Origin of the sequence: Bacteroides sp. ET489 (genome assembly GCF_030518095.1) — a bacterium.
GTDB lineage: Bacteria > Bacteroidota > Bacteroidia > Bacteroidales > Bacteroidaceae > Bacteroides > Bacteroides ndongoniae.
Genome location: NZ_JAULLJ010000080.1, coordinates 1 through 4,447, shown reverse-complemented (window position 1 = coordinate 4,447; position 4,447 = coordinate 1). Strand labels below are relative to the sequence as shown.

The following is a 4,447-nucleotide window of genomic DNA, read 5'->3' as shown; positions in this document are numbered from 1 at the left end:
TCTATTTTTTGTTAGTATTGCAAAGATAGCATTTGTTCTTGATTATACCTCCAAGTTCTTGATTTCTTTTTGTAGATTTTCCAAAAAACGGGAAGCATGTGCGCCATCCATTTGTGTATGGTGAAACTGAAAAGAGACCGTCAATGTACGCTTCCACAACCTTCGTTTATATTTACCCCAGATTAAAAACGGATTATTGAACACACCGCTGTACATACCTACTGCCCCATCTATCTCATATTGTGCAAGAGCAGATGTACCAATGACCATGCTGTCCGTCAGGTCATGATTTTGGCAACTTTCAGAAACTTGCTTCGTAAGTCTCAGATAATCAGTATTGAACTGCTGCAAATTATTGGAAAAAGGAATATCGCAGGAACTAACTTCGCCCTCTCGATTGGCTACAATAGAACAGACAGCAAGATTGTCGTATTGCATTAACTTCTTGTCAACAGGAAGCATATAGAACTCTTTTATGTCGCTTGCTGCTTTTCCGATACACCAGCACATCAACATATTGAACTTTAGCCTTGTCCGTTTGCTGATTTGGGTTAGGCGAGTAACATCTATGGTCTTGAAAAAGGTGAGCATGGGCATGGGGGCATTCATCCACAATTCAAATGCATAGGCACGGGTTGTTTCTTTTGGATTTACTTCTTTCATTCTATCATTCATTTTAAGTTTAATCAGAGCAAAGGTAAGTCGGCTATCAAACTATGGATAGAATAAAAGGGACATTATATAGGGTTGTTAAACAAATCGGAATAAGGCTTGCATACGTTTAACAAAGACAATGGCGTATAACCGCTAAATTGTTTAAACTCCCGGATAAAATGCGATTGGTCTGCGTAGCCACATTGATATGCAATTTGAGCCAGATTTGTATCTTCTGTGTAATGCTGTAGCAGTTTCAATGATTTCTGGAAACGAACAATTCTTGCATATTCCTTCGGATTCGCACCTACCAGCTCATTGAACAGACGCTCAAATTGTTTTTTGCTCAAACAGACAGTAGAAGCCAGTTCTGTGACGGAAATGGCAGGCATGGTGAATAGTTGTTGGATTGCGGAAGCTATTCTTTTGAGATTGCATGTAGTTTTTGAAGTCAATGCGTCTATTATTCGAGATAACAGCCATTGCTCTATTATTGTAATACATGAGTTGGTATCTTCATAATTAAAGATTTGCGCAGCCAGTTGTTTTAATTTTGCGTTTTCAATGTCATAACCGGAAATCTCTTGATTATGTAATAAAGATATGGGCATATTCAAGAAGGCTTTTAGAACGTATGGCTGAAACACAACCACTATCATTTCCACATTTCCATCCGCATATAAATGGGAAGGATAATTTACCTGACCGCTGATGCAAAATTCCGATTGGGCGGTTTGCAACTCCGGGATATAGAGTGGTGTTTGTTTGTGGAAAATGATTTGAGGACAACCAATAGGAAAAGTAAGAGTATTCAGCGGTTGATTGCTTTTGAATACCCAATAATATCGAACGTAAGGTTGTAATAACTTACATGGCTTATAAAATTGGAATTTATCTTGAATCATTTTACAAAGGTAAGGCTTTTTGTTGTTTCTTATTGGCTATGAACAAAAATATAGCTGCAAATAAAATAACTTGCAGACATTTTTAATCTATTAACACGTGTTAGTTTTTTCGTTGAGACCTAAAGGTATTAAAATGCCTACTTCTGACAAGGTTCCGTTACAAAATCGTTACAGGAAAATCGGGAAAATCTTCTGTAACGATTTCCGATGTAAGTCGTTGATTTGTTGTTTGTTGATATTTAAATCTCTTTTGTAGCGTTAAGAAGCAAAAATAAAATAGGATACTATATTAATTATAATATCCTATTTTGTTTAATATCTCTTGTTGCGACTTCAATATGATTCTCCTCGTATAAACATATTCTGATAATTAATCACCAGCCGTTTGAATGATAATACGAAATCTGCTCCCAATGAACCAGAAAACAGCTGGCTGTCGTTTTCTGTATTCTTAATGACTTCTGTATTATGCAGTGTTACAATAGAACCTGCCGCCTCGAAACAGAATTCTGGCAATGTTACTGCTTTTATCTGCGATATTCCGCCAAAACCTCCACGGGAAGTGGGCTGTTCTGTGAGTCCGTCAATGGAGTCGGGGAATGTTTTCGCAAACTTGTTCCCTAAATCGGACTTTACATTTCCGGTATCAAAAATCAAATCAAACGGTTGCCCGTTATAACTGATTCTCACTTGGGGTGTGTTTGATGACAGATACATATTGGGTTCCCCTACAGATGCTTTTTGCGGGAAAACAAATCTTCCGGCTTCATTGTCTATGATGATTTCCTTTGCATCCCTGATACAATGGTAGCCAAGCACTCCGTCAAATGCAAATATCGAATCGAGTTCATTGTCGGGAGGTGCGACCATAAAAACGGGGTTGTGATATATCATCTCTCCAATTTTCATAGAATCTGCCGTAGCAAGTTTTACAAACCCTATCTCCATGCCTGATACCGGAATCGAATCTGCTACAATTTTTAGATTGGCTTCTTCCGCATACTTTTCTGAAACGAAATTACCGAAAGAACACCCTGTGTCGAAAATATAGTTTTTCGTTACGCCGTTTACTTCTACGGGTATATAAATATGTTTGCCTCTTCCTACTGTTTCCACGCTTAACGGTACTGTAACATCTTGGTTGGGGCGTTCAAGATATGGTTTGGGCATATTGGCAAGTGCTTTGCCTATTTTCTCTATAAACACAAAACTGTAAAGGGCTTCAAACGGGACGGAGTTTTTGAGTGCATTCACCAAATTTTCTCCAACTTCTCCTGCTTGCTCGTACATGTCCAGATTTAAAAAGTTCATGCCTTGCAAAGCAGCCATGCCTATTGAGGTTTCTGCCCCCATTTCATTTTGGTGATGGAGCAACAGGCTGTCAAGGGCAACGGCGGCACTTTCCGGCTTATTAAATCCAATGCCTAATTGTGCATCAGCTATCAGATTAAGCATTTTGATACTCACAGAGTCTCTTAGATTCGGATATTCTTTTCTTAATTGAAACAAATCGCCGTTATTCAGAATTTCGCCCATTCTCACATCTGCCTGTGTTTGAGAATAAGCAGAATTGTATGCCAATAAAAAGGCGATAAGGAGAAACGAAAGTCTATTTATAATTCTCATATTGATTTTGATTTATGTATTAAACAGTGAACAAATATAGCATATAAAACATGATGGAGGAGCAAATAAAATGCATTTGGCTGCTTCTTTCTGCAAAATTTGAGCAATTTAACGGATATCAATGATTTGGGTATAAATCTCAGTAAAAGGTATACAGCATGGGAGCGGAATAAGATCTACTTTTGTAGTGAAAACAAATTGCTAACCGATTAAAATGGTGGAGTTATGAGATTTAAACTGATTTTAGTATTTAGCGCATTGGTAATAAACAGTACAATTATTATGGCACAGAAAACAATTAAACAGACTGCTGGAAGAGATCAGCTGGGAGAGTTTGCTCCTAAATTTGCGGAATTGAATGATGATGTCCTTTTTGGTGAGGTGTGGAGCCGTACGGATAAGTTGGGACTGCGCGACCGCAGTCTGGTGACTATCACTGCCTTGATCAGTCAGGGAATTACTGACAGTTCGTTGATTTATCATCTTCAGTCGGCCAAACAGAATGGAATTACCCGTACTGAGATTGCTGAGATTCTTACGCATATGGGTTTCTATGCGGGTTGGCCAAAGGTATGGGCGGCTTTTAGACTGGCCAAGGATGTTTGGACGGAGGATGTTGCTGGAACAGATGCGAAGTCTGCTTTCCAGCGTGAAATGATTTTTCCGATAGGCGAACCTAATACGGCGTATGCTCAGTATTTTATAGGAAATAGTTATTTGGCTCCTGTCTCGAAAGAGCAGGTTCCGGTTTCTAATGTAACCTTTGAGCCTGGATGCCGGAATAACTGGCATGTTCATCGCGCAACAAAGGGAGGTGGACAGATGCTGATTGGAGTGGCAGGCCGTGGCTGGTATCAGGAAGAAGGAAAACCTGCAGTTGAAATCTTGCCCGGTACCGTAATCCATATACCGGCGAATGTCAAGCACTGGCATGGAGCGGCTGCTGACAGTTGGTTTGCTCATCTGGCTTTTGAGGTGGCTGGAGAAAATACTTCGAACGAATGGTTGGAGCCGGTGTCGGATGAGGAGTATGGCAAGTTGAAGTGATGGATTCTTGGAGGTCTTCTAGTAATTAGAAGAATCTCATGCAGATATTTCCCTAACTAGGAAAAAATATTTTCCCAGTTTGGGAAATTTTTTTCTCTAACTGGGCGGGAAAAACGGCTTAATAGTCCAAGATGTTTTTTTAGTGGAAGGGAAGAATAGGTTTATGAAAGGTGGGTAACAAAAAAGCTCTGATTCATTTCGAATCAGAGCTTTTT

General features: G+C 39.4%; 4 protein-coding genes. 1 reads left to right on the top strand and 3 read right to left on the bottom strand.

Going from position 1 to position 4,447, the window contains the following annotated elements; genetic code table 11:
- Positions 1-42: 42 nt before the first annotated feature.
- The 3 genes from Q3C19_RS17870 to Q3C19_RS17860 all read right to left on the bottom strand — a co-directional run bounded on the left by Q3C19_RS17870 (position 43) and on the right by Q3C19_RS17860 (position 3,185).
- Entirely contained in the window at positions 43-663 is a 621-nt protein-coding gene (locus Q3C19_RS17870) for a CatA-like O-acetyltransferase, family 2 (protein WP_071150064.1), read from the bottom strand.
- 74 nt (positions 664-737) lie between these two features.
- On the bottom strand, positions 738-1,559 hold the full coding sequence (locus Q3C19_RS17865) for an AraC family transcriptional regulator (RefSeq protein WP_071150063.1): 822 nt from the start codon (positions 1,557-1,559) through the stop codon (positions 738-740).
- A 333-nt stretch (positions 1,560-1,892) separates the two neighbouring features.
- A complete protein-coding gene (locus tag Q3C19_RS17860; protein WP_302731163.1) occupies positions 1,893-3,185 on the bottom strand; it encodes a retropepsin-like aspartic protease in 1,293 nt (430 codons plus the stop codon).
- A gap of 225 nt (positions 3,186-3,410) precedes the next feature.
- Here Q3C19_RS17860 and Q3C19_RS17855 point away from each other — a divergent pair, with 225 nt between their 5' ends.
- Positions 3,411-4,232 carry a carboxymuconolactone decarboxylase family protein gene (locus tag Q3C19_RS17855; RefSeq protein WP_022163045.1) on the top strand — a complete coding sequence of 274 codons (822 nt, stop codon included), beginning with the start codon at positions 3,411-3,413 and terminating at the stop codon, positions 4,230-4,232.
- Positions 4,233-4,447 lie beyond the last annotated feature (215 nt).